The organism is Bacillus cereus group sp. BfR-BA-01492 (assembly GCF_022662815.1).
In the GTDB taxonomy this organism is placed as follows: Bacteria; Bacillota; Bacilli; order Bacillales; family Bacillaceae_G; genus Bacillus_A; species Bacillus_A cereus_BD.
Window position 1 is genome coordinate 264027 of sequence record NZ_JAKUEH010000001.1, and the last position, 21099, is coordinate 285125.

Here is a 21099-nt window from a genome sequence, read left to right on the forward strand (position 1 = left end):
ATACACATTAGTACACTTAATACTCATCAGGAAGGAGACATTGCTCTTGCATATTCAACTTGATCCAAGAAGCAGCACTCCGATATGGGAACAAATTGTTCAAAATATAAAAGAACTTATATTAAAAAACATATTAGCTCCAAACGATAAACTACCTTCTGTACGTGAACTCGCTTCTTTACTTATTGTGAATCCAAATACAGTGAGTAAAGCATACCAAGACTTAGAGCGACAAGGTATTATTGAAACATTACGTGGAAAAGGAACATTTGTCTCCCAATCGATTACACCAACATTAGACGAAAGGAAAATCACTATGGTTGAAAAGCAATTCCAGCAATTATTATTAGAGGCTTCTTACCTTGGGATTACGAAAGAAAAAATTCATGATTGGATTGACGCTTATTATAAGGAGTTAGGAGGAACTGCAAATGTTAACAGTGAAAAATGTGAGAAAAACAATTGATGATCAAGTTATTTTAGAGAATATATCTTTTACTTTATCAAAAGGAAGCATTGTTGGATTACTCGGCAGAAATGGGGCGGGAAAAACAACTTTACTTCGAATGTTAGTTGGAATTTTAACCCCTGACGAAGGAAACGTTACATATGAAGAAGTAGATGTTCATAAACAACCGGAAATCAAACAAAAAGTGGCCTATGTACCTGATTCAACGAATATTTTAAACGGATATACAGTAAAAGAAATTGTGAAGTTTTACAAAGCAGTCTATAAAGCATTTGATGAACAATATTTCTACCAACTATTAGAGCGCTTTCACTTGCCAAACAAACGGATTCGTAGTTACTCAAAGGGAATGAAAGCTTTACTAGCTATCATTTTAGCTTTTGCTTCAAAAGTTGACTATATCATTTTAGATGAACCAACAAATGGACTGGATCCTATTGTAAAAAAACAAATTTTACAATTTCTCGTTGAAGAAGTGGCAGAGAAAGAAATGACGATTTTGATTTCTACTCACCATTTAGATGAAATAGAAAAAATTGCTGATACAATTATCATCTTAAAAAATCATACTATTTCTTCGATTACCGCATTAGATGATGCAAAAGCACGATATGCGAAAATCCAAGTTGCTTATGAGCGGTCCCTTCCTCAAAAACTAGAAAACTTAAGCAATATTAAAATATTAAATCAAACCGGAAAGGTATATACCATTTTAATAGAAGGAAACGTAGCTGCCACTCTTGAGAAATTTTACAAAGAACAGCCACTTCTCATTGAAGAATTGGCCATGTCGCTTGAAGATATATTTGTTACGACATTTGAGGAGGATGTTTATGTTTCATAAAGCTTTATGGATGCGAAATTGGAAGCAAGGGAAATATGTTGTATCGCTATTCTTTTTGAGCACGCTTTATCTTTTATCTTATAGCTACTATGAAGCTGCTCAGCAACAACTTGCCAATTATCATGAATTTCATGCAAAAGGAACATTCTATTATAACTACTCATTTTCTTCAGCAAATAGCTTTTTACTAACGATTCTTATCATTTCTTTAGCTTGCCTTCTATTAGGGTGGGAACGTCATAATCAATCTAATCACATCCTGATAGCAATGCCTTTTAAAAGAAGTGATATATTTTTATGTAAATGGATTTTTGGAACATTCGTTATTTCAGGATCACTTCTTATTAACTGGGTCCTTATGTATGCTATTTATAAAACAAGCATTCATTATAATTATCAATCATTTGGCCCATTTCATCGATATTTTCTTTATGCAATTGTTTCATATGTCGCTGTTTATACAACTGCTTTATGTATCGGAACTTTTACTGGCAGTATTGTTTCACAAGTAACTTTTTGTATTCCTTGGTTACTTATGGGACTTACGTTCATTTCATTAAGTCATTCTTTCGTAATCAATCATCTAAATGCACTAGATTACAAAAATCCCCATTTATATGAACAACTTGATGAAATAAATGCAAAAACAAATATCGTTGTACCCATATACAACTTTTCTATTCACTATGATTACGATCCAAAATCACGACAGGAAGATGATAATTCGACCATTTTGAGAGACCCTGCATCCTATGTATATTATTCAGCAAAATCAATGCTAGTTCCGATTTTCTATACAATTTTCTATTTACTACTTGGCACATTTTTTTACAAACGGTCTCCAAATGAAAATAATCAGAAAATCTTTCTCTTTCAAAAGCACTTACCTATATGGATTGGTGGGACTACACTCTACTTTGCTTTACTAGGTGGTTATAAGCTACACCAGTTTAATTTATTTAGTTACTATATAGGTATCTTTCTAGTTGGAACTATCACCTATTTTATATTATCACGTTTTACAAATTATAAAGTTTTTTAAAGGAGAGATCCTATGTTTCAAAAAGCACTATGGCTACGCACATATCATCAAAGTAAATATATTGTTTGGTTGTTTTGGCTTGTTAGTTTCTATCTCTTATCTTATAAATACTATATGGCATCCGCTCAACAATTATATTTTTTAGAGTTAAGTCGTAACTACTGGAAGGAACCTTTCCATTATTATTATAGTCTTTCACTCATAGACCCTATCATTGCCCAAGGTGCTATACTTATTACTTTAGCTTGTGTATTGATAGGTTGGGGACGCCAAAGTCAGTCAATGGATTTTCTTTGGTCTATGCCATTTAAACCTACACATCTCTTTTTAACGAAATGGCTCTTTGGAGTTTGTAACATTATAGTAGTTGTTATGCTAAACTGGGGACTGTTTGGTATTATAAAAAAAACAACTTTCCATAATAAATATCAAATATTTTCTCCTTTCCATACCTATTATATATATATGCTAATTATACTAATTGCTATTTACACACTAGCAATATGCATTGGAGCAATAGCTGGTAATATCATTTCACAAGGATTTATAACAGCGTCGATATTGATTTTACCTTATATTCTCCCAGCAATTATTGTTGCATTTATAACCATTCATACAAATCCAAATAGTTCTTACGATGTTGAAAAAGAGTATTCATACGGCACAGTGCTAGAAAAAATAAGTATTGTTGGACCCGCTCAGCACTTTCACATTCTGTTTGATTACGATCCACAGCGAGCTTATACTGATCATGATGGCGTGCGACATGATGAACCAAATTTTACTTATATCCCTTCATCCAAAACGCTAATTGGTCCTCTTGTAAATATACTAATTTTATTACCTATAGGAATGTTTTTGTATAATAGATCACCTAATGAACTGAATGGAAAAATTTTCATATATTCAAAAATCAAAAAAATCTTTTTCGTATGCTCCGTCCTCATTGTTGGGCTAATTGGTGGAGCAATCGTACAGAACTATCATTCACTACTTATCTATTACATCGGATTTTTAGGAGCGAGTTCGATTGCCTACTTCCTTTTATCTCGCTTATTAAAATGGAAATTGTCATGGAATGTGAAATAACCTCCTCATCAGAAGGAGGTTATTTCACATTCTCTCTCCGATCTCCATACTCCTTCTCCTCTTTCATCCTAAATCCATCACCATTTCGTATCATTTGTTCTGTCGGTGCGGCTACACTTTCAGCAATTTTCCATTTCCCTTGCTCTTTGATAAAAACTTGTAAGAAATAATTCATACCATTTAATTGATATGGATTTTCTTTTTTCACCTTGTAACGTACGGCGACATAGTACACCGCGATATTTTCTTTTCCAATCTTTGAAACATATTGAGATAATCTTGGGATATATGATGCTGCTTTCTGAAATGATAATTTCTTTACTTTCACTAGACTTGAACTTGTTACATTGTGCAGTGTGTCTTGATGACGAATATTGTCGCTATGATGAAATAATACTGCATTTTGCATAGAACGAACCCATAATTTTGAATATAACACTGGATTATCATCTGCGATGTACTTTGTTCCTTTTTGCATAACTTGGAGAGGAGTATCCGCATATAACAATGGGGGAAAGCAGAAAAAACTTCCGATCACAATGGCAAACGACATCATTTGCTTCATAATTCTTCCTCCGATACTTTTTAATTAAAGTATCGGAATTTCAAAATACTTTTATTCAAAAAAGGATAGGAAAGCTTCAGCTCCCTATCCTCAATTTATTATAATATGCGACCAAATAGTTCTAATACCATCTCTATTTCTTGATCGCTCCAATCTTTAAATTTATCTCTATAGTATTCTTTACGTATCGCTTCCAGTTCTTCTGTTACTTCTCGTCCATGTTCTGTAATCTCTAAATACACAATACGACGATCTGAATTCGAACGTTTTCTCGTTACAAATCCCTTTCGCACAAGACGATCTGTTACCGCTGTAATATGGCTGGATGTTACGTTTACCTCATTCGCAATTTGCGAAGCCATTTGTGGACTCTTCAAAAATAATGCACGTAATACAGAGAATTCATTATATGGCATATGCTCTGAAAAACGTGTATTAATATCGGTTTGTAATAAACGTATCATCTTTCGAAATGATACTGATAAATCTAAAATCAGCGCTTCTCTTTGTTCGTTCACTATCCTCGACCCTTTTTCATCATATTTATACATAATTATAATCTATAAATACCTATGTTGTATACGATTTCTTTCTACCTCACCTTCATTCTGTAACTTTTTACATGCAATTTTTAGGTGACTTCATTCATATACATATAAAAAGGACGGTGAAAAGAAATGCAAAGTGGAATGAACCATTATATACCTAACCTTCGCCATCATAATGATGATAAAACAGCAACGATCACTGTACAAGGTGAAGGGATTGTTAGAGTGAGACCAAATATTGTTACGTTAACAATTGGTGTTCGAACCGATCATAAAAATGTAAAACAGGCACAAGAAGAAAATGCCATACAATCTAGACAGCTACTTGATGCACTTAAAGCACTTGGCATTGCAGATCAAGACATCGAAACAATTTCCTATACCATTACACCTCAATATGAATATGTGAATGATAAAGCTTTGCTACAAGGATACCGTGTAGAACATTTGTATGAAATTACCGTTTTAAATGTGCAAAAAGCTGGGGAAGTATATGATATAGCTGTCACAAACGGAGCAAATGTAGCAAAAGGATTACGTTTTCAACTCTCTCATCCACATCAATATTATCAACAAGCATTGCTGCAAGCTCTGCAACGTGCAGTAGAAAAAGCTCGTGCTATTGCGAGTACATATAACTTAACTATTAATCCCGTCCCACTCTCGCTTACAGAAGAATCAGCACAACTACCGCGTGAAATGGTGTCTCACACTTCTTTACACGCGCAAGCAGCCCCGCCAATTCAAACAGGACAATTAGAAATCATTTCTTCTATTCGTGCTATTTTTACTTATTTATAAATGGATTTCACTTTTAAGTAAACGTTCTCATTTTATTTGTTGTAAAAACATGATGTTTTGATATAATAAAGAATGGTGAGCCCTGAACAAAAGGGATATCACGGGTGGGAGAGGGATATAAAAAAGAAGGTTTAACATGAAAGGAATACTTGAAAGAACATTTAAATTAGACCTACACCACACATCACCAAAACAAGAAATGTTAGCTGGCGTGACATCATTTTTTACAATCGTTTACATTATGATTGTAAATGCATCTATTTTATCAGATGCCGGCATTCCGCTTGAAGCGGGGATTTTGGCAACTGTTTTTAGTTCATTTGTCGGATGTCTTATGATGGCCTTTTGGGCAAACGCACCTGCAATTCTTGTACCAGGTATGGGGGTAAATGCATTCTTTACGTATACTGCTGTTCATACGCTTGGATTAGCTTGGCAAGAAGCGTTGGCAGCCGTTTTCATTGCTGGTATAATTTTTGCCGTAGCTGCATTTACACCAATTGCTCGCGTGCTATCTTTATCAATTCCAAAATCATTAAAAGAATCCATCACTGTTGGGATTGGTTTATTTCTAGCTTTTATTGGATTACAAAAAGGTGGTTTAGTCGTTTCGAATGCGAATACTACTGTTGCATTAGGTAAATTAAGCAGTCCAATTGTTCTTGCTACACTGCTTACCCTCATTGTAGCTCTTGCTCTATTTATTCGAAACGTACGTGGGAATTTTTTATGGACAATTGCAATTGGAACTGGTATTGCATGGCTATTCGGCATTGTTGATACGAGTCAGGTAGGCAATAGCTCATTTTCATTTGCAAATTACAGTAATGTATTTGGAGCTATGTCATTCGGAAAACTTTCTTCCTTACCATTTTGGATTGCAACATTCTCTTTAAGCATGGTGCTCATTTTTGAGAATATGGGACTATTACATGGATTATTAGAAGATGATCGTAAATTCCCGCGTGCTTATCAAGCGAATGCCATTTCCGCAATGACATGTGGTCTATTTGGTACAAGTCCAACCGTTTCAACAGTAGAAGGTGCCACAGGTATTACAGCAGGCGGGAAGACAGGTCTGACGTCTATCGTTACAGGGGTGTTATTCTTCGCATCACTGTTTGCTCTTCCGTTTGTCCAACTCATTCCTGATAGTGCGATTGCACCGATCTTAATTATTATTGGTGGTCTAATGATTACAAGCATTCAAGAAATTCCTCTGAATGATTTTTCAGAAGGATTTCCAGCGTTTCTGATCATTGTTATGATCCCGCTCACATATAGCATCGCCGATGGCATTGCGTTCGGATTTATCGCTTACCCTATCTTAAAAGTTGCTATTGGAAAGCGTAAAGAAGTCGCACCGTCTATGTATATCATTGCATGTTTATTTTTAGCTATGTTCATATTACATGCTATTGGCTAAAAAACACAGCTGGAGTTTCCAGCTGTGTTTTTTATTTAAACCATCCTTTTTTATAAAACCAGGCCATCATTCCGCCGCCTATCAATGCCATAATAGCTAAACAAATAAAATAGCTATACTTCCCCTCTAATTCAGGCATATGTGTAAAGTTCATTCCATATACACCCGCAATAAATGTTAATGGCATAAAGATTGTTGAGAATACTGTTAATGTTTTCATAATGTTATTCATATGATGTGAATTTAATGAAAAATAACTATCCCGAATATCCGCTGTTAATTCACGGCTCGTCTCAATCATTTCCGTAAGTTTAAGTAAATGATCATGTATATCTTTAAAATAAATTTCATGATCGCTTATACCGTAAAAGCGAGTTGAATTTAAAATGCGATACAATAAATCTCGCATTGGGATAATGGTACGTCTTAATTTCGATAAGTCCGCACGAATTTCAAATACTTCTTCTAATACACATCCTGCTGTATCCCCTGTTAAATTATCATCAATTGCATTTAAATGATCTTCAATATAATATACAGGTGGAAAATAATCATCAACGATTTGGTCAATAATTGTATGCGCTACATGGAGGGGACTTTTCTTAATGCGCTTTCTTTCACCAAGTGTTTTCCACACTCTTTCAATTGCGTTATTATGTGAGAAATGAAATGAAACAATATAACGATCTCCAACAAACAAGTCGATTTCATGCGGTTCTAACCCTTCTTCTCCAAATGCATGAAGAACTAAAAAATTATATCCATCATAAAAATCAACTTTTGGCCTCTGTACATATTCGAGGCAATCTTCAATCGCAAGGGGATGGAATTTAAAATAATCTTGTAAAATATATGTATATTCCTCTTTCGTTGGTTTATATAAATCAAGCCAATACCACATAATATCTTCACGAGATGTTTCCTCTAGTGAAACATCATATAAAATCTCTTCTTTTTTCGTTACTGCACAAATTCTAATCATAATTTCACCCATTACTATTATAAACAAAAAGTAATAAAAAAAGCCAAGGAGAACTCTCCTCAGCTTTTCGCTTATTATTTCGTTACAATACCATGTACTAATGTAGGTGCTTTGACATGATTTTTTGTAATTTTTATATTCTCATAAATCTTTGTCTTCACATCTTCTACATGTTCACGGTTCGCATAAATTGTTACAAGCGATTCACCTTGTTTTACGCTATCGCCAACTTTTTTCCGAAGCATAAGGCCGACCGCTAAATCAATTTCAGATTCTTTCGTTGCACGTCCAGCACCTAAAAGCATTGCTGCTGTCCCGATTTCATCTGCCACAATCTCAGATACATATCCGTCTTCTTTTGCTTCAACTTCAATTTTATATTTAGCTTGCGGCAATTTAGAAGGGTCATCAATAACTGAAGCATCTCCGCCTTGCGCTGCTAAAAATAATTTAAATGCGTCTAACGCCTTTCCATTATTCATTACTTCAATAAGTTTGTTACGCGCATCTTCTAAAGAAGATGCTTTACCAGCAAGGTATACCATTTGACTTCCAAGTGTTAAACATAGCTCTTCTAAGTCTTTTGGACCTTTACCTTGCAATGTATCAATTGCTTCTTGTACTTCCAATGCGTTACCGATCGCTTCACCAAGCGGTTGACTCATATCCGAAATAACTGCCATTGTCTTACGGCCTACATTATTTCCAATGCGCACCATTGCTTCTGCAAGACGTTTTGCATCTTCATCCGTTTTCATAAATGCACCCGCACCAGTTTTTACATCTAGAACGATCGCATCTGCACCTGCAGCAATTTTTTTACTCATAATAGAACTTGCGATAAGTGGTATAGAGTTTACCGTCGCTGTTACATCACGAAGTGCGTATAACTTCTTATCAGCAGGTGTTAAGTTTCCGCTTTGTCCAATAACAGCAATTTTATTTTCATTTACAAGGCGAATAAACTCTTCATTTTCAATTTCCACATGGAATCCTGGCACAGCTTCTAATTTATCAATTGTACCGCCAGTATGTCCTAAACCACGTCCAGACATTTTTGCAACTGGTACACCTAAAGCAGCTACTAATGGACCTAGCACAAGTGTCGTTGTATCCCCAACGCCACCTGTAGAATGCTTATCTACCTTTATCCCTTCAATTGCTGAGAGATCAATTGTATCACCGCTATTTACCATTGCCATTGTTAAATCAGCACGCTCTTGTTCATTCATATCTTGAAAGAAAATCGCCATTGCAAAAGAGCTCATTTGATAATCAGGAATATCACCGTTTGTAAATCCTTCAACAATAAAATGAATTTCTTCTGTTGTTAGCGCATGTCCATCACGTTTTTTGGCAATTAGGTCCACCATTCTCATAGTGAGCTCACCCCTTCATTTGTTTTACAATCGCTTTTACCAATGCTAAGAAGTTTACTTTTACACGTTCTGTTGTTTCAATTACTTCATCATGATGAAGTGGCTGATCTAAAATACCAGCTGCCATATTTGAAATACAAGAAATTCCAAGTACTTTCATACCAGCATGACGAGCTACAATAACTTCTGGCACAGTTGACATTCCTACTGCATCTCCACCTAATGTGCGAAGCATACGAATCTCAGCAGGTGTTTCATATACTGGACCTGTCATCGCAACATATACACCTTCTTGTACTTTAATATTTAACTCTTCGGCAACTTGTTTCGCCATTACACGTAGTTCTTTCGTGTAAGATTCAGACATATCTGGGAATCGTACACCCATTTCAGCATCATTTGGTCCAATTAATGGATTATGTCCCATAAAGTTAATATGATCTGAAATTAACATAAGATCGCCAGGTTCAAATGATGTATTTACACCGCCTGCTGCATTTGTTACAACAACTGTTTCTACACCTAGTTCTTTCATTACACGAACTGGGAACGTTACTTTTTGCATGTCATATCCTTCGTAATAATGGAAACGTCCTTGCATTGCAACTACTGCAACACCTTGAAGTGTACCAAATACAAGTTGTCCCGCATGTCCCTCTACCGTTGATACAGGAAATTCAGGAATTTCACTATATGGTACTTTCACTGCATTTTCAATTTCATCTGCTAGTACACCTAGTCCAGACCCAAGAATTAATCCAACCTTTGGTGTTTCTTGAAATTTCTCTTTTAAGTATGTTGCTGATTTTGTAATAAGTTCACGATTCATAAATATATCCTCCTATTTCTTTAATTCCTTTAAGAAACTTGTTCCGTATTCTGGCATGTTCACACCGAAGTTTTCTGCTACAGTTGCACCAATATCAGCAAATGTTTGGCGAAGTGGTAATTCCTGTCCGCCATCCTTCATGCTTGGGCTGTACACTAATAATGGTACATATTCACGCGTATGATCTGTACCGTGGTGAATTGGATCGTTACCATGGTCTGCTGTAATGATTAATAAATCATCTTCTTTTAATTTTTCAAATACTTCTGGAAGGCGTGCATCGTATTCTTGTAATGCTTCTCCATACCCTTGTGGATCACGGCGATGACCAAACATTGCATCAAAATCAACTAAATTTAAGAAGCTAAGACCTGTAAAATCCATATTCAATGTATCTACAAGTTTATCCATTCCGTCCATATTAGATTTTGTACGAAGCGCTTCTGTTACGCCTTCTCCATCGTAAATATCAGAAATCTTTCCAATCGCAATTACATCATAATTATTATCTTGTAATTCATTCATGACTGTACGTCCAAATGGTTTTAACGCATAGTCATGACGATTTGGGGTACGTGTAAAGTTTCCTGGTTCACCAACGAACGGACGTGCAATAACGCGACCTACCATATACTTTTCACCCAATGTTAATTCACGTGCAATTTTACAAATATTGTACAATTCTTCAAGCGGTACTACTTCTTCATGAGCCGCAATTTGTAATACGCTGTCCGCAGAAGTATATACAATTAAAGAGCCTGTTTCCATTTGTTCTTTACCAAGTTCATCAAGAATGGCAGTTCCAGAAGCAGGCTTATTGCCAATAATTTTGCGTCCTGTTCTCGCCTCTAATTCATCAATTAATTCTTTTGGGAATCCTTCAGGGAACACTTGAAATGGTTTATCAATGTAAAGACCCATAATTTCCCAATGTCCTGTCATTGTATCTTTCCCTGTAGATTTTTCTTGCATTTTTGTATAGTAACCAAGCGGATTTTCTACTTTGGAAATTCCTTTCATTTCACGAATATTTCCAAGTCCTAACTTCACCATATTTGGCATATTCAATCCATTCATATGTTCCGCAATATGCCCTAATGTATCAGCTCCTAAATCACCAAACTTTTCAGCATCTGGTGCTTCTCCGATTCCTACTGAATCCATTACGACTAGGAAAATACGTTTATATTTATGCATCATGACAACCTCCTATATGTTCAGTTCTACTTCTTGTAGTATGTTCAAAACGCTGTAAAGTGAAACTGTTATGAATGAGAATTCTCTCATTTGCTCAAGAATATAGCTTACATTTTTCAGTTATTCTCTAACTCTTCTCATCTGATATAAAATGAAACAGAAACTTTCCTGTTTTTTCTAAGTCAGATGTCAGACTTCTTATGCTTACATCATAACATGTTTGCGCTTTCTTTTTAATACATTTTCGTAGAAATTCTTATTTTCCTCACATTTCTATTGTAATCTATTCTGGTGCAAATCGCTAATAAAATTATGACTTATTTCGTACTATAATAATAAAAAACAGCCCTAATGAGCTGTTTTTTTATTTTACTTCTATTGCTTCTTCTTTATGTTCGTGAAGATCACCTTTTCTTACATGAACTTTCACTTTATATTTACCGGATTCTTTAAATGTATATTTGCTTACATATTCACCTTTGTTATCTTCTTTTGCTGTGATGAATGCATGTTTCTCTACACCATCTTTCCAAATTTCAAATTGCACTTCTGCTTCAGTTAGTGCTTCTTCTTTTTGTTTCACATGAGCTTTCATTGTAGATTCAGCATTTGCTTTCACATCACCAGCCATAAGATGAATCATTGTATCACTTTTATGGTCACCATGTCCTGCTTCATGACCATCATGTCCTTTTTTTGCATCTTCAACTTTCGCATTTCCTACAGCCACTTTTACTTCTGGCATTACATGCATTTCACGAGCGTTTGTATGAGCAATAATATGGTACACACCATCAGAAGGGAATATTTTTTCAACAGCATAAACCCCTTTTCCTTTATGCTTCCCATTTAACATTTCATGCTTTTCATCGCCATCTTTCCAAATTTCAAACTTCACATCGTCAGCATCTGTTACTTTCTCTTTTCCTTGTGTGACAAGTGCTTGTACTTCTGTTTTCTCATTTGGTTTCATTTCTTTTGGATTTGTTTGAACCGCTACCTTCACTTCTTCAAGCTTCTCTTTTTTTGGAGATTCTTCCTTATTTGTATTGCAACCAGCCAATGCTAGCATTGCGATAAATAAAGTAGTTATAAATTTTTTCATTGTATTTTCCTCCTTCGTACTTTATTTAGTATAGAGGAAATCACTAGTTATATTCTAGCCTTCTGCTGAAAACAATGTACGAAATGTTTGTGAAGTTTTTGTGAAATACTCTTTTTTATTCGAAATGGCACGAAAAAGAGCATAAGTCATCTTATGCTCTTGGGTGAAACTGTTTATATACGTCTTTTAATCTAGTTTTTGAAACATGTGTATAAATTTGTGTTGTAGAAATATCTGCATGCCCTAACATTTCCTGTACAGCACGTAAGTCTGCTCCATTTTCTAACAGGTGCGTAGCAAAAGAATGACGCAATGTATGCGGTGTAAGCTCTTTCTCAATATTTGCTTCTTTTGCTAAACGCTTTAAAATCTTCCAAAAACCTTGACGAGATAATCGATTACCGTGGTGATTTAAAAATAATGCATCCACTGCCTTTTTTCCCATCAATTCTTTTCTTCCTTTTTCAATATAGCGCTGAATTGCTTCTGTAGCTAAACTTCCAAGTGGAATAATTCTTTCCTTATTTCCCTTTCCGACGCAGCGAACAAATCCCATTGTTAAATGAACATCCTCTAAATTGAGTGCAATTAATTCTGAAACACGCAGTCCTGTGGCATACAATAACTCCAACATTGCTTTATCTCGAATACCGTAAGCACTCGTCGTCTTTGGTGTTTGTAACAATGCTTCAACCTCACTTACCGATAAAACTTTCGGCAGTTTTCGCTCCCCTTGTGGTGTTTCAATATGTACTGACGGATCATGTTCTACCGCTCGTTCACGAAGTAAAAATTGATGAAACGAGCGAATCGATGCAATATGGCGCGCTAATGTTTTTGAAGATTTTCCATTCTCTCTTAAATGCTGCAAAAAGTTAACGATTTGCATACGAGTCACTTCATGAAAAGTTTTCATTTGTTCCACCTTTTGCAAATACTTTACATAACTTTTTAAATCTCTTTCATAAGATACAACCGTATTTTTGGCCAATCCTTTTTCCACAACCATATAATGTATAAAATCTTTTAATTGATCTTCCAATCTACACTACTCCCCATTTTCATAGAAAAAAATCATTCTATTTACGAAAGCATCTTTTGCTGGTTCCTCATTCCCTGATACTTTTTCTACTGTCTCTTCTTTTGGCTTTTCATAACGATGATAACTTTCATATTCTTCATTTATCCATAGTATAGCGAAATAAAACAAAATCGTACAACTTGTAAACAATAAAAATACTTTCATTCCATCATAAGTTAATTTCAAAGCTCGGCGCATAATAAACTCCTCCAAATGATATGTTATTACAACATATGCCAAGCTTTCTATCATTTATACCTCACTCAAATAAAAAACCTCTTCCTAGCTAGATAGGAAAAGGCTATTTTTCATTCGTTTCATTTTCTTGACAGTTTTCACAAATCCCATGGAAAGTTAAACGATGATCTTTCACCTTAAAGTTCCAATCTCGCTCTACTTTTTTCTCCACTTCTCCAAGCAAATCTTCTTGGATTTCTTGGACAGCACCACATTTTGTGCAAATTAAATGATGATGGAAACGCTGTGCACCTTCTTGGCGTAAGTCATAGCGTGAAACACCGTCTCCAAAGTTGATTTTATCGACAACCTTCAACTCAGATAATAACTCTAAAGTTCGATAGACGGTTGCTAATCCGATCTCTGGCGACTTTTCTTTTACAAGGAGGTAAACATCTTCTGCACTTAAATGATCTTCTTCATTTTCCAGCAGCACACGAACCGTTGCTTCACGTTGTGGTGTTAATTTGTAGCTCGCTGCATGTAATTGTTTCTTAATTCGTTCAATTCTCTCTTCCATTCGGTACTACTCCCTCCTCGCCACTCTTACACCATTATATCAGAAGAAGGGCTTCTGTCAAAAGAAAAAAACAATCAAAATAAGTTGATAATTATTCTCATGTAATATTTATTTTTTATTAATAACTTCAACGACTTCTTTCATAAGTACTGGTGACGCATAAGCTTCAATACTTGAAGCGATTGCTAGTACAGCCCCAATAATAAGAAAAAAACAAGTATAACGAATTAATAACGGTAGTAGTGGCTCGTTGATCTTTCGAATAAATTGATGCTTGATCATGCGCAATGAAAAACTAGCAGCAATCGTTGTCATGATAAGAAATGCTGGAATAATAATTAAATTTTGCGGCAAAACGGAGACAAAGGCTAATAGTAGTCCGTTCCAACCATGTTGGCTCACTAAAAAACCAACTGTAAATCCAACAACGACTCCTTTTAAAAATAATAAAATAAAAATAAGTGGTAATCCAATAATAGAAATCCCTAGTATCCAAATAAATCCAATATATTTCAATTGTGAAACGTAACTTTCACGAAACATTTCACTCGCAAGTGCAAATTCCCCTTTTGAGACTTGTCCAAAAAAACGACTTAAATAAAATGATAAATCTTGCTTTTGATTCACCTGTAAGCTATTTACAAGTATTGCTCCAAACACCACGCCCATCAGTAGTAAAACTGAAACAAATATATAAAGCGAGGAGTTTTCTTGTATATGAGCTATTACACGATCTTGCCAAGTTTTTCGCAACATTTTTCTTCCCTCCGTTCATACTCTTACTAAAAATGTATGAACAAGAGAAAAAAAGTATGATTAATTAAGATTGAAATTCCGCCCTACTTTGCTAAACTTAAAAGTAGAGAATAGGAGGGATTTCCTTTGAAACCATTATTATTAGATTTTCCAACATTATTTCAGACGGAGCGTTTACAAGTGCGCAAGCCATTTCCAGGCGACGGGTCCGAGGTCTATGAAGCAATTCAAGCTTCTTTGGAAGATTTACAACCGTGGATGCCCGTTACAATCGACACCGAAGAAAAGGCTGAAGAAATCGTCCGAGAAGCTCACGGACAATTTCTACTTCGTGAAACATTAGCCTTTCACTTATATGATAAAGTCTCTAGTACTTTTATCGGAGCTCTTACTCTTCAGCCAGAAAACTGGGATATTCCAAAGTTTTCGCTTCATTTCTGGTTACATAGCGCTTATACAAAACAAGGATATATGACAGAAGCTGTGAAAGGCGCTGTTCAATTTGCTTTTGATAAACTCGGTGCTAGAAGACTTGAAATTCGCTGCGATGCAACAAATACAAATGCATGCGCTGTAGCAGAGCGACTTGAGTTTATTTTAGAAGGTACGCATGAAAATGATTTTCTCGCTCCAGACGGTACATTACGTGATACACGCGTCTATGCGAAAATCAACTAAAACACTCGCCTAAGGCGAGTGTTTATTTTTGTAATTGTAAATATTGCACAGCAAACATTGTCTTTGCATCATGAATACGTTGACTTTTCACAAATGAAATCGCTTCTTCTAATGATACTTCCATAAGCTCTACAAATTCATCTTCATCTAAAGCCGCTTTATTTTCTTTTCTTTTTAACCCTGTTGCTTTATATACATACAGAATTTCATCGGCAAAACCTGGCGATGTGTAAAAGGATGTAATAAATTCCATTTCGTCACATACATATCCTGTTTCTTCTTCCAATTCACGAACAGCCGTTACTTCAGGCTTCTCTCCTGGCTCTAATTTGCCAGCAGGAATCTCCACGATATCTTTCTCGAGCGCTTTACGATATTGCTCAACAAGAACGATTTTCCCTTCGTCCGTTATCGCAATAATCGCAACCGCGCCAGGATGATTGACAATCTCACGTTTACTCATTTCTCCATTTGGCAATACTACTTCATCAACGCGAACTTTAATGACTTTCCCATCAAAAACGGGTTCAGTTGCAACTGTTCTTTCTGCAAGATTACTCACACTTATCCATCTCCCTATTCTATTTCCTATTTGTTCTTCATATATTTTACCACAATGAAAGGAGCGTGATAAAAATGAAAATATATATTTTACCAAATCAAGTTACATTAGTCGGTAAAGCTTGGCAAATTCGCAATAAATTAAAGCAATACGGAAAAGAATACGAAACGGTACAAGATTGGATTACGAAAACGAAAAGGTAAACATTTGTCAACCTTCTTTCGCTTTCGTACAATACAGGTAAGGAGGTTGACAAATGAAAAAACGCCAATTAGGACATTCAGATTTATATGTGACTGAGATGGGACTTGGCTGCATGTCTCTTGGTACAGAAGAAAAGCAAGCCATTTCTATTATTCATGAAGCCATCGATTTAGGAATAAACTTTTTTGATACAGCAGACTTATATCATTACGGATTAAATGAAGAGTTTGTCGGAAAAGCTTTGAAAGGAAAACGCGATCAAGTTATTTTAACAACAAAAGTCGGAAATCGCTGGACATCAGAAAAAAACGGATGGTCTTGGGATCCTTCTAAAACTTATATAAAAACAGAAGTAAAAGAAAGCTTAAGACGCCTTCAAACTGATTATATTGATTTATATCAACTACATGGAGGAACGATAGAAGATCCGATTGAAGAAATAATTGAAGCGTTTGAAGAGTTAAAACAAGAAGGAATCATCCGCCATTACGGTATCTCTTCGATTCGTCCAAATGTGATTCGCGAATATGCAAAACGCTCTAATATCGTGAGTGTACTGATGGAATATAGTTTATTAAACCGCCGACCTGAAGAATGGTTTCCGCTGCTTCAAGAACATCAAATTAGCGTTATCGCAAGAGGTTCACTTGCAAAAGGATTATTGACAGATGACAATGAGAGAAAAGTAGAAAAAGTGAAAGAAAAAGAGTATTTGTCTTATTCTTATCCTGAATTAACTCGCACTTTAACTGCGATAAAAGAAGTTACGAAAGAACGTTCATTAACTGAAACTGCGCTTCAATATTGTTTACACAATCCGATTGTAGCAGCTGCCATCCCTGGTGCAAGCTCTATTCAACAATTGCGAGAAAATATACGAGCTTATTCGAAATGTGCATTAACGAATGAAGAATATAAACAAATCCAAGCTGCCGTAAAATGTGATACATATGCACTACATCGATAAAAAAGCTACCAAATGGTAGCTTTTTTACATCGTATCGTACTTATCAGGATTTGTCCCAATACGTACATTACAATCTAATGTATCAATTTGTTTCATTTCCTCTTCTGTTAATGAAAAATCAAAGATTGTAAAATTCTCTTTAATGCGAGATGGTGTAACGGACTTTGGAATGGTTACAATGCCACTTTGAATATCCCAGCGTAAAATAATTTGGGCAGGTGTTTTGTTATACTTACTAGCAATCTCTTGAATAATCGGATGCTCAAATACTTCTCTCCCCCTCATTAACGGGCTCCACGCTTCCATTTGAATTTGTTCATTTTGACAAAAGTCACGCAACTCAAACTGCGCAAGCATTGGATGCAGCTCCACTTGGTTTACCATCGGCTTCACATGACAGTTGGCTAAAAGATGTTCTAAATGATGTTGATGGAAATTAGAAACTCCAATCGCTCGCACTTTTCCTTCTTCATATAATTTCTCTAAAGCTCGGTATGTATCGATATACTTTCCTCTAACTGGCCAGTGAATTAAATATAAATCTACATAATCCATTTGTAACTTTTTCAAACTTTTTTCAAACGCTTGAAGTGTCTCTTCATATCCTTGATTATCATTCCATACTTTTGTTGTAATAAATAACTCTTCACGCGGAATTCCCGAGTTACGAACTGCTTCACCGACACCGCTTTCGTTTTCATATACTGCCGCTGTATCAATAGAACGATACCCAATTTCTAAAGCCGTTTTTACTGCTCGGTTTACTTCCTCTCCCTCTTTGGCTTTATATACCCCTAAACCAAGCATTGGCATTTTTACACCATTATGAAGTGTCGTTGTTGGAATATACATGATTGCTCCTCCTTCTTTATCCCTGCAATATAAAACTTAATCGACCAGTTCTATCATTTTTTTATAACCTTCACTTCATTTGAACAAGATTTACGAAAAAAGTCAAAACATACACACGGTTTACATAATTTTTTATTTTTCTCTTACCTACAAAAATAACGCAAGCTTATTCACTTGCGTTATTTCCTAACCACTCTTTTGCTTTTTTATCAATATTCCGTATAAATTCCGTTTTTCCTTCTGTATACTTTCCACCATCATATGTATACTTTTCAGCTAATTCGTTTTTTAAAGTTGCATAAGCTTCCGCTTCTTCGCAGTGTGCCATCATATAATCACGAAACGCTAGATGCCTTACAATTTCTGGATTCCCTCTTTCGAAGACGTGTAAATGATAGGAACGTTTTTCTTCTGTGCCATGAATGAAGTAACGGCGACCGATCATACCATTTTCCCCCTTTACAATATAACCAAGCTTTTCAAACAGCTTATTCCACTCGTCCACTCTTTCAATATTTTCCACTTCCATAATCATATCTACAATTGGCTTAGCAGCGAGTCCCGGTACAGATGTACTGCCAATATGATGTATTTTCACACGTTCTGGCATCACTTCTTTTAATCTTTTTGCCTCCGCTTGAAACTTCTCAATCCAATGATTTTCATACGGAACGACTACAATTTTTCTCATCCCAATTCCCCTTTTTCCTCTAGATTGTAAAAAATCATCAGCGTAAATCTACTGATGATTTCTTCCTACTATTTAAAGTCTTTCCAACTTAGGTTACTTTCACTTAACAGTTCTTCAAACGACTTATTTTTTTCACGTTCTTTTTGTTCTCGGCGTTTTCTTTCTTGCTCTTTCAACTCTTTTTCTTCTACTCTTGCTTGTAGTTCTTTCTTTTTATTTTTCAACTGATCCATTAATGATGCATTCAGCTGATCTCCAATTGTAATAGAATCTTTTTCTTTTTGATTCATTTGACTTTGTCTTTGTTTCTTTTTCTTCATGTCTTGCTCACCTTTTACTTTTTTCTTCATTATAGGGTAAATGCGGTACTCTAAACAATAAAAAAGCTATATCTATTCATTTTCTCATTCTAAACCGCTTGGACTAAAAAGAGGCCGAATCGTTTCTACGTATGAGCAGATCATCTCTTTCATACATCATATAAAATTTGTAAAAATGTAAATCTACTAATAATTTTCTGTCAATTATTGAAAAATTCGCTATTTTTTGTAGAAATAACTCTCTTAATCTATTAAAATTATGCCGTATGATGTCAAATGATAAAAAGGAGTAATCGATGATGTGGAAAAAAATAATTCCTGCACTTGCTATTTTTAGTATGGTCACATGCTCAACTGCCTTTGCTGCACCTCTCTCTCAAACACCTTCAGAACAAAATCGCTACATAGATGTGCAACTGCTTGGCATCAATGATTTTCATGGTCAATTAGATACGGTAAAGAAAATAAATAACAAGGAAGCAGGTGGCGCTGAATACTTAGCTACCTATTTACGTGACCGTGAAAAACAAAACCCAAATACATTAATGGTACATGCTGGTGATATTGTTGGAGCAAGTCCTCCTCTTTCAGCTTTATTACAGGATGAGCCAACGATTGAATTTTTAAATGATTTAGGTTTTGATGTTGGAACAGTTGGGAACCATGAATTTGATGAAGGAATCAACGAGATGCATCGCCTTCTTTATGGCGGTTATCATGAGAAGACTGGAAACTTTAAAGGGGCGAAATTTCCATATATCGCCGCCAACTTCTACAACAAATCTACCGGTCGTTTATTTCTACCACCATTTACTGTCAAAATGGTACAAGGAGTACCCGTTGGCTTCATAGGTGTGGTTACAACAGATACTCCTAACATTGTCATGCCTACCATGCTCAAAAATGTTCAAATTACAGATGAAGTTGAAGCGGTTAATAAAGCTACAAAACAACTAAAAAGACTAGGAGTCAAATCCATCGTTGTTCTCGCTCATGTTGGAGGTACAACGAATCATGATGGTGTAACAAACGGAGATCTCGTTCGCTTAGCCACAGAAACTGATCCAGAAGTCGATGTTATTTTCGGTGGGCATAGTCACACTTATGTAAATGGAACAGTTCACAATAAACTGCTTGTACAAGCTCATTCATACGGCACGGCTTTTGCTGATGTAGATATACAAATTGATCGAAAAACAAAAGACATCGTTTCCAAAAAAGCAGAGATTGTGACAACCTATCATGAAGGGATAGAACCTGATAAACAAGTAAAACAAAAGCTTGATCAATATAAAGAAAAGATTGCACCTCTTGTCAATGAAGTTGTCGGAAAAACGAACGCTCCATTAAATCGGAAACAAAATGCTGCTGGAGAATCTACTCTCGGAAATTTCATTGCTGACGCTCAGCGTGCCACTATGCAAGCTGATATTGCCCTAATGAATCCAGGTGGCATTCGTAACGACTTAGACGCAGGCGATATTACATGGGGAGAATTATACGGAGTTCAACCGTTCGGTAACCAATTAATCAAAGTACATTTAACAGGGCAAGATATCCGTGACCTGTTAAATCAACAATGGCAAAAAGGAATAACAAGGATGCTACAAATTTCCGGTATTCAATATAGTTGGGATGCCAATAAGCCAGATGGTGAAAAAGTAACAACGATTCGTCTAGCCAATGGAGAAGAACTCACTCCTTCCAAAACATACAGTGTTGTTGCCAACGCTTTTCTAGCTTCAGGTGGAGATGGATTCATTAGCTTTAAAAATGGGCAAAATGCTGAAACAGGTCCAACTGATTTTGAAGCGTTAGTTGATTACGTCAAACAAATGAAAGAACCGATCCAACCAATGATTGACGGAAGGATACAAAGGGTGAACTAACTCTCAAAACCCTCTATTCTATTAAAAATAGGGGGTTTTTTATTGAGTGTGTATTCTTTTGTTGAA

25 protein-coding genes are annotated in these 21099 nt (G+C 35.6%); 10 read left to right on the forward strand and 15 right to left on the reverse strand.

Annotated features, from left to right (window positions below):
* Positions 1-46: 46 nt before the first annotated feature.
* From MR063_RS01405 to MR063_RS01420, 4 genes are read left to right on the forward strand one after another with little or no spacing between them, the layout of a single operon-like run.
* A complete protein-coding gene (locus MR063_RS01405) occupies positions 47-466 on the forward strand; it encodes a GntR family transcriptional regulator (protein WP_242192965.1) in 420 nt (139 codons plus the stop codon).
* Complete coding sequence (locus MR063_RS01410) at positions 432-1313, forward strand: ABC transporter ATP-binding protein (protein ID WP_242192967.1); 882 nt, start codon at positions 432-434, stop codon at positions 1311-1313. Before MR063_RS01405 ends, MR063_RS01410 begins: the two co-directional genes overlap by 35 nt.
* Positions 1303-2355 carry an ABC transporter permease subunit gene (locus tag MR063_RS01415; RefSeq protein WP_242192977.1) on the forward strand — a complete coding sequence of 351 codons (1053 nt, stop codon included), beginning with the start codon at positions 1303-1305 and terminating at the stop codon, positions 2353-2355. The genes MR063_RS01410 and MR063_RS01415 overlap by 11 nt, the downstream gene beginning before the upstream one ends.
* Positions 2356-2367: 12 nt before the next feature.
* Positions 2368-3444: an ABC transporter permease gene (locus MR063_RS01420; protein ID WP_242192979.1), complete on the forward strand. Its 1077-nt coding sequence runs from the start codon at positions 2368-2370 to the stop codon at positions 3442-3444.
* 19 nt (positions 3445-3463) lie between these two features.
* On the opposite strand, the gene MR063_RS01425 is transcribed toward MR063_RS01420, so the two are convergent.
* Both MR063_RS01425 and MR063_RS01430 read right to left on the reverse strand, forming a co-directional pair.
* Positions 3464-4009 carry a hypothetical protein gene (locus MR063_RS01425; protein WP_242192982.1) on the reverse strand — a complete coding sequence of 182 codons (546 nt, stop codon included), beginning with the start codon at positions 4007-4009 and terminating at the stop codon, positions 3464-3466.
* A 98-nt stretch (positions 4010-4107) separates the two neighbouring features.
* Positions 4108-4527 (reverse strand): MarR family winged helix-turn-helix transcriptional regulator, encoded by a 420-nt coding sequence (locus MR063_RS01430; protein WP_242143650.1) that lies wholly within the window; start codon positions 4525-4527, stop codon positions 4108-4110.
* 159 nt (positions 4528-4686) lie between these two features.
* On the opposite strand from MR063_RS01430, the gene MR063_RS01435 reads away from it, so the two are divergent.
* Positions 4687-5358: an SIMPL domain-containing protein gene (locus tag MR063_RS01435; protein ID WP_242192991.1), complete on the forward strand. Its 672-nt coding sequence runs from the start codon at positions 4687-4689 to the stop codon at positions 5356-5358.
* Positions 5359-5494: 136 nt separating this feature from the next.
* Positions 5495-6784 carry an NCS2 family permease gene (locus MR063_RS01440; RefSeq protein WP_242192993.1) on the forward strand — a complete coding sequence of 430 codons (1290 nt, stop codon included), beginning with the start codon at positions 5495-5497 and terminating at the stop codon, positions 6782-6784.
* A gap of 31 nt (positions 6785-6815) precedes the next feature.
* Here MR063_RS01440 and corA read toward each other — a convergent pair whose 3' ends face one another.
* The 9 genes from corA to spoIIM form a co-directional block, all read right to left on the reverse strand.
* Positions 6816-7778: a magnesium/cobalt transporter CorA gene (gene corA / locus MR063_RS01445; RefSeq protein ID WP_242193334.1), complete on the reverse strand. Its 963-nt coding sequence runs from the start codon at positions 7776-7778 to the stop codon at positions 6816-6818.
* A 62-nt stretch (positions 7779-7840) separates the two neighbouring features.
* A complete protein-coding gene (locus MR063_RS01450) occupies positions 7841-9145 on the reverse strand; it encodes a pyrimidine-nucleoside phosphorylase (RefSeq protein ID WP_242192995.1) in 1305 nt (434 codons plus the stop codon).
* Positions 9146-9152: 7 nt separating this feature from the next.
* Complete coding sequence (locus MR063_RS01455; RefSeq protein ID WP_242192997.1) at positions 9153-9974, reverse strand: purine-nucleoside phosphorylase; 822 nt, start codon at positions 9972-9974, stop codon at positions 9153-9155.
* 12 nt (positions 9975-9986) lie between these two features.
* On the reverse strand, positions 9987-11171 hold the full coding sequence (deoB, locus tag MR063_RS01460) for a phosphopentomutase (protein ID WP_242192999.1): 1185 nt from the start codon (positions 11169-11171) through the stop codon (positions 9987-9989).
* 364 nt (positions 11172-11535) lie between these two features.
* Positions 11536-12276 (reverse strand): FixH family protein, encoded by a 741-nt coding sequence (locus MR063_RS01465; RefSeq protein ID WP_242193000.1) that lies wholly within the window; start codon positions 12274-12276, stop codon positions 11536-11538.
* Between the two features lie 151 nt (positions 12277-12427).
* Complete coding sequence (gene xerD, locus MR063_RS01470) at positions 12428-13318, reverse strand: site-specific tyrosine recombinase XerD (RefSeq protein ID WP_012095247.1); 891 nt, start codon at positions 13316-13318, stop codon at positions 12428-12430.
* 6 nt (positions 13319-13324) lie between these two features.
* A complete protein-coding gene (locus MR063_RS01475) occupies positions 13325-13555 on the reverse strand; it encodes a YqzK family protein (RefSeq protein WP_242143656.1) in 231 nt (76 codons plus the stop codon).
* A gap of 103 nt (positions 13556-13658) precedes the next feature.
* Positions 13659-14114: a ferric iron uptake transcriptional regulator gene (gene fur / locus MR063_RS01480; protein ID WP_242143657.1), complete on the reverse strand. Its 456-nt coding sequence runs from the start codon at positions 14112-14114 to the stop codon at positions 13659-13661.
* A gap of 108 nt (positions 14115-14222) precedes the next feature.
* Entirely contained in the window at positions 14223-14840 is a 618-nt protein-coding gene (gene spoIIM / locus MR063_RS01485) for a stage II sporulation protein M (protein WP_313928205.1), read from the reverse strand.
* A gap of 156 nt (positions 14841-14996) precedes the next feature.
* Between spoIIM and MR063_RS01490 the strand changes: the two genes are divergently transcribed.
* Positions 14997-15548 (forward strand): GNAT family N-acetyltransferase, encoded by a 552-nt coding sequence (locus MR063_RS01490; RefSeq protein WP_242193004.1) that lies wholly within the window; start codon positions 14997-14999, stop codon positions 15546-15548.
* Between the two features lie 22 nt (positions 15549-15570).
* Here MR063_RS01490 and MR063_RS01495 read toward each other — a convergent pair whose 3' ends face one another.
* Positions 15571-16110, reverse strand: a complete 540-nt coding sequence (locus tag MR063_RS01495) for an NUDIX domain-containing protein (RefSeq protein WP_242193005.1) — start codon at positions 16108-16110, stop codon at positions 15571-15573.
* A gap of 74 nt (positions 16111-16184) precedes the next feature.
* On the opposite strand from MR063_RS01495, the gene mciZ reads away from it, so the two are divergent.
* Together mciZ and MR063_RS01505 are read left to right on the forward strand one after the other, a co-directional pair.
* Complete coding sequence (mciZ, locus tag MR063_RS01500; RefSeq protein WP_242143661.1) at positions 16185-16313, forward strand: Z-ring formation inhibitor MciZ; 129 nt, start codon at positions 16185-16187, stop codon at positions 16311-16313.
* Between the two features lie 53 nt (positions 16314-16366).
* Positions 16367-17281 (forward strand): aldo/keto reductase, encoded by a 915-nt coding sequence (locus MR063_RS01505; RefSeq protein ID WP_242193007.1) that lies wholly within the window; start codon positions 16367-16369, stop codon positions 17279-17281.
* A gap of 24 nt (positions 17282-17305) precedes the next feature.
* Here the strand turns inward: MR063_RS01505 and MR063_RS01510 are convergent, their stop codons facing one another.
* The 3 genes from MR063_RS01510 to MR063_RS01520 form a co-directional block, all read right to left on the reverse strand.
* Positions 17306-18133 carry an aldo/keto reductase gene (locus MR063_RS01510; protein WP_242143663.1) on the reverse strand — a complete coding sequence of 276 codons (828 nt, stop codon included), beginning with the start codon at positions 18131-18133 and terminating at the stop codon, positions 17306-17308.
* Positions 18134-18299: 166 nt separating this feature from the next.
* Positions 18300-18824: a GrpB family protein gene (locus tag MR063_RS01515; RefSeq protein WP_242193009.1), complete on the reverse strand. Its 525-nt coding sequence runs from the start codon at positions 18822-18824 to the stop codon at positions 18300-18302.
* 68 nt (positions 18825-18892) lie between these two features.
* Positions 18893-19144, reverse strand: coding sequence for a YqkE family protein (locus tag MR063_RS01520; RefSeq protein WP_242193010.1), 252 nt, complete (start codon positions 19142-19144; stop codon positions 18893-18895).
* A 299-nt stretch (positions 19145-19443) separates the two neighbouring features.
* Here MR063_RS01520 and MR063_RS01525 point away from each other — a divergent pair, with 299 nt between their 5' ends.
* Positions 19444-21033: a bifunctional metallophosphatase/5'-nucleotidase gene (locus tag MR063_RS01525; RefSeq protein WP_242193011.1), complete on the forward strand. Its 1590-nt coding sequence runs from the start codon at positions 19444-19446 to the stop codon at positions 21031-21033.
* The last annotated feature ends 66 nt before the right edge of the window (positions 21034-21099 follow it).

What these genes read in the sequence shown, in the direction of transcription:
- MR063_RS01410 (WP_242192967.1), top strand. Translation starts at nt 432, where the DNA reads ATGTTAACAGTGAAAAATGTGAGAAAAACAATTGATGATCAAGTTATT.
- MR063_RS01415 (WP_242192977.1), top strand. Translation starts at nt 1,303, where the DNA reads ATGTTTCATAAAGCTTTATGGATGCGAAATTGGAAGCAAGGGAAATAT.
- MR063_RS01420 (WP_242192979.1), top strand. Translation starts at nt 2,368, where the DNA reads ATGTTTCAAAAAGCACTATGGCTACGCACATATCATCAAAGTAAATAT.
- MR063_RS01425 (WP_242192982.1), bottom strand. Translation starts at nt 4,009, where the DNA reads ATGAAGCAAATGATGTCGTTTGCCATTGTGATCGGAAGTTTTTTCTGC.
- MR063_RS01435 (WP_242192991.1), top strand. Translation starts at nt 4,687, where the DNA reads ATGCAAAGTGGAATGAACCATTATATACCTAACCTTCGCCATCATAAT.
- MR063_RS01440 (WP_242192993.1), top strand. Translation starts at nt 5,495, where the DNA reads ATGAAAGGAATACTTGAAAGAACATTTAAATTAGACCTACACCACACA.
- corA (WP_242193334.1), bottom strand. Translation starts at nt 7,778, where the DNA reads ATGGGTGAAATTATGATTAGAATTTGTGCAGTAACGAAAAAAGAAGAG.
- MR063_RS01450 (WP_242192995.1), bottom strand. Translation starts at nt 9,145, where the DNA reads ATGAGAATGGTGGACCTAATTGCCAAAAAACGTGATGGACATGCGCTA.
- MR063_RS01455 (WP_242192997.1), bottom strand. Translation starts at nt 9,974, where the DNA reads ATGAATCGTGAACTTATTACAAAATCAGCAACATACTTAAAAGAGAAA.
- deoB (WP_242192999.1), bottom strand. Translation starts at nt 11,171, where the DNA reads ATGCATAAATATAAACGTATTTTCCTAGTCGTAATGGATTCAGTAGGA.
- MR063_RS01465 (WP_242193000.1), bottom strand. Translation starts at nt 12,276, where the DNA reads ATGAAAAAATTTATAACTACTTTATTTATCGCAATGCTAGCATTGGCT.
- MR063_RS01475 (WP_242143656.1), bottom strand. Translation starts at nt 13,555, where the DNA reads ATGCGCCGAGCTTTGAAATTAACTTATGATGGAATGAAAGTATTTTTA.
- fur (WP_242143657.1), bottom strand. Translation starts at nt 14,114, where the DNA reads ATGGAAGAGAGAATTGAACGAATTAAGAAACAATTACATGCAGCGAGC.
- mciZ (WP_242143661.1), top strand. Translation starts at nt 16,185, where the DNA reads ATGAAAATATATATTTTACCAAATCAAGTTACATTAGTCGGTAAAGCT.
- MR063_RS01505 (WP_242193007.1), top strand. Translation starts at nt 16,367, where the DNA reads ATGAAAAAACGCCAATTAGGACATTCAGATTTATATGTGACTGAGATG.
- MR063_RS01510 (WP_242143663.1), bottom strand. Translation starts at nt 18,133, where the DNA reads ATGTATATTCCAACAACGACACTTCATAATGGTGTAAAAATGCCAATG.
- MR063_RS01515 (WP_242193009.1), bottom strand. Translation starts at nt 18,824, where the DNA reads ATGAGAAAAATTGTAGTCGTTCCGTATGAAAATCATTGGATTGAGAAG.
- MR063_RS01520 (WP_242193010.1), bottom strand. Translation starts at nt 19,144, where the DNA reads ATGAAGAAAAAGAAACAAAGACAAAGTCAAATGAATCAAAAAGAAAAA.
- MR063_RS01525 (WP_242193011.1), top strand. Translation starts at nt 19,444, where the DNA reads ATGTGGAAAAAAATAATTCCTGCACTTGCTATTTTTAGTATGGTCACA.